This is a genomic window from Streptomyces sp. SID5785, assembly GCF_009870065.1.
Lineage (GTDB): Bacteria > Actinomycetota > Actinomycetes > Streptomycetales > Streptomycetaceae > Streptomyces.
Window position 1 is genome coordinate 1 of record NZ_WWIA01000418.1, and the last position, 2,717, is coordinate 2,717.

General features: G+C 67.8%; 4 protein-coding genes. 2 read left to right on the plus strand and 2 right to left on the minus strand.

Features of this window, described 5'->3' with window-relative positions:
- Positions 1–579 (plus strand): FAD-dependent oxidoreductase (locus GTW43_RS13800; protein ID WP_161301987.1); only part of this gene is annotated, 579 nt, incomplete at its 5' end.
- 49 nt (positions 580–628) lie between these two features.
- Positions 629–961, plus strand: coding sequence for a thioredoxin (trxA, locus tag GTW43_RS13805; protein WP_161301989.1), 333 nt, complete (start codon positions 629–631; stop codon positions 959–961).
- Positions 962–1,075: 114 nt separating this feature from the next.
- Here trxA and GTW43_RS13810 read toward each other — a convergent pair whose 3' ends face one another.
- Both GTW43_RS13810 and GTW43_RS13815 read right to left on the minus strand, forming a co-directional pair.
- Entirely contained in the window at positions 1,076–1,693 is a 618-nt protein-coding gene (locus GTW43_RS13810; protein ID WP_161301991.1) for a GNAT family N-acetyltransferase, read from the minus strand.
- Positions 1,694–1,993: 300 nt separating this feature from the next.
- Positions 1,994–2,717, minus strand: a 724-nt coding sequence (locus tag GTW43_RS13815) for a ParB/RepB/Spo0J family partition protein (RefSeq protein WP_161301993.1), incomplete at its 5' end; no start/stop codon positions are given.

The following is a 2,717-nucleotide window of genomic DNA, read 5'->3' on the forward strand; positions in this document are numbered from 1 at the left end:
TCCTGGTGCGCGACCTGCGACGGCTTCTTCTTCAAGGACCAGGACATCGCCGTCATCGGTGGTGGCGACACCGCGATGGAGGAGGCGACCTTCCTCTCGCGCTTCGCCAAGTCCGTGACCATCGTGCACCGCCGCGACACTCTGCGCGCCTCCAAGGCGATGCAGGAGCGCGCCTTCGCCGACCCGAAGATCAAGTTCGTCTGGGACAGCGAGGTCGCCGAGATCAAGGGTGACCCGAAGCTCGAGGGCCTCACGCTGCGGAACCTGAAGACGGGCGAGACCTCCCCGCTGCCGGTGACCGGTCTGTTCATCGCGATCGGCCACGACCCGCGCACCGAGCTCTTCAAGGGCCAGCTCGAGCTCGACGACGAGGGCTACCTCAAGGTGCAGGCCCCGTCGACGCGCACGAACCAGACGGGTGTCTTCGGCGCCGGTGACGTCGTCGACCACACCTACCGCCAGGCGATCACGGCGGCCGGCACGGGCTGCTCCGCCGCGCTGGACGCCGAGCGCTTCCTGGCCGCGCTCGCCGACAGCGCCGCCGCCGAGCCCGAGCAGACCCAGGCCGCCCAGGTCTGATCCGTAGAACTTCCCTCCCGCATCCCCCCGAGAAAATGAGGAGCCAGCCGTGGCCGGCAACCTGAAGAACGTGACGGACGATTCCTTCGACGAGGACGTCCTCAAGAGCGGCAAGCCCGTCCTGGTCGACTTCTGGGCCGCTTGGTGCGGTCCGTGCCGCCAGATCGCGCCGTCGCTCGAGGCGATCGCCGCCGAGTACGGCGACAAGATCGAGGTCGTCAAGCTCAACATCGACGAGAACCCCGGCACGGCCGCGAAGTACGGCGTCATGTCGATCCCGACCCTGAACGTCTACCAGGGTGGCGAGGTCGCCAAGACGATCGTCGGCGCCAAGCCGAAGGCCGCCATCGTGCGTGATCTCGAGGACTTCATCTCCGAGTAAGGCACGAGGAGGCCGTCCCTAGGACGGCAGCCGATGTTTCACGTGAAACACGGAGGGGCCGACCCCAGCTGGGGTCGGCCCCTCCGGCGTTCGCGGACGCTCGAGAAAAAGGCTTCACAGAGGCCGGAGCGCGGGCTCCTTCTGCACCGCGCCCAGCAGACGGTCGAGCGCCATCTCGACGTCCTCTTTCCATGACAGCGTCGTGCGCAGCTCCAGCCGCATCCGCGGGTACGACGGGTGGGGCCGGACGGTCTTGAAGCCCACTGCCAGCAGATGGTCCGCGGGGAGCAGACAGGCCGGTTCCTTCCACCGTGCGTCTCCGAAGGCTTCGATCGCCTTGAACCCCCGGCGCAGCAGATCCTTGGCGACGGTCTGCACCATGACGCGCCCCAAGCCCTGGCCCTGATGGCTCGGGGCGATCCAGGCGGTCATCAGCTGCACCGCATCCGGTGACACCGGGCTCGTGGGGAATGCCGTGGAGCGCGGCACGTAGGCGGGAGGGGCATAGAGCACGTAGCCCACGGGAGCCTCGTCCACGTAGACCACTCGCCCGCAGGATCCCCACTCGAGGAGGACCGCGGAGATCCAGGACTCCTTCTCCAGACCGGGCGTGCCGGCTCTTACCGCTGCCTCGCCGCTGACGGGGTCCAGCTCCCAGAAGACGCACGAGCGACAGCGCTCGGGAAGGTCCGGAAGGTTGTCCAGCGTGAGCGGTACGAGCCGACGCCCCATGAAGACAGTTCCTCGCTTCCCTCGCCCGCCGCGGCACGCGCAGCGGTCAGAGCGCTCCGTTCCCTGAGCAGGCCGCCGACGAATCCACCGACTGCGCCCAGTCCCAGACCTGCGGTCATCAGTCCGCTGCGACTCACCGTTCGCATGGCTGCTGCTTCCTTCAGAAGGCTTCCGGCTGGCTCCGTCCGTCCCTGTCGCATCGTAACCAGGATGAGATTCCACCGATACCGTAAGAAAGCAAAGAGCGGACCGCGTTCCGGTACACACCGGACACGGCCCGCCCTCTTGAACGGTCGCCGCTCAGCTCTCGCCGTCGGCCTCGTCCGTCTCCGGGAGGCCCTCCTGGAGGAGTGACTCCTCGTCCGGAGCCAGGGTGCCCATGATCCGCCTGAGGTCGCCCAGATCGGCGAACTCGACGATGATCTTGCCCTTCTTCTGACCCATGTCGACCTTCACCCGCGTGTCGAAGCGGTCCGAGAGGCGCGTCGCCAGACGGTTCAGGCCCGGGGAGACCAGGGTTCCTGTGCGCGGTCCCTTCGCGCGGGGCGCTGCCTTGGAGTGCGACCCCATCAGGGTGACGATCTCTTCGACCGCTCGCACCGAAAGCCCCTCGGCGACGATGCGGAGCGCGAGCCGGTCCTGCTCCTCGGAGTCCTCGACCCCCAGGAGGGCGCGCGCGTGACCGGCCGACAGGACACCTGCCGCCACCCGCTTCTGCACAGCCGGCGACAGCTTCAGCAGACGCAGCGTGTTCGAGACCTGCGGGCGCGAACGACCGATCCGGTCCGCCAACTGGTCGTGGGTGCAGTTGAAGTCGGTGAGCAGCTGCTCGTACGCCTTCGCCTCCTCCAGCGGGTTCAGCTGAGCCCGGTGGAGGTTCTCCAGGAGGGCGTCGAGGAGAAGCTTCTCGTCGTCCGTGGCACGGACGATCGCGGGAATGCGCTCGAGCTCCGCCTCACGGCTTGCGCGCCAACGCCGCTCGCCCATGATGAGCTCGAAGCTCTCCGGGCCCACCTGGCGTACA

Bases quoted from the DNA above. Each gene is read 5' to 3' on its own strand.
- GTW43_RS13810 (WP_161301991.1), bottom strand. From the start codon at position 1,693: ATGGGGCGTCGGCTCGTACCGCTCACGCTGGACAACCTTCCGGACCTT.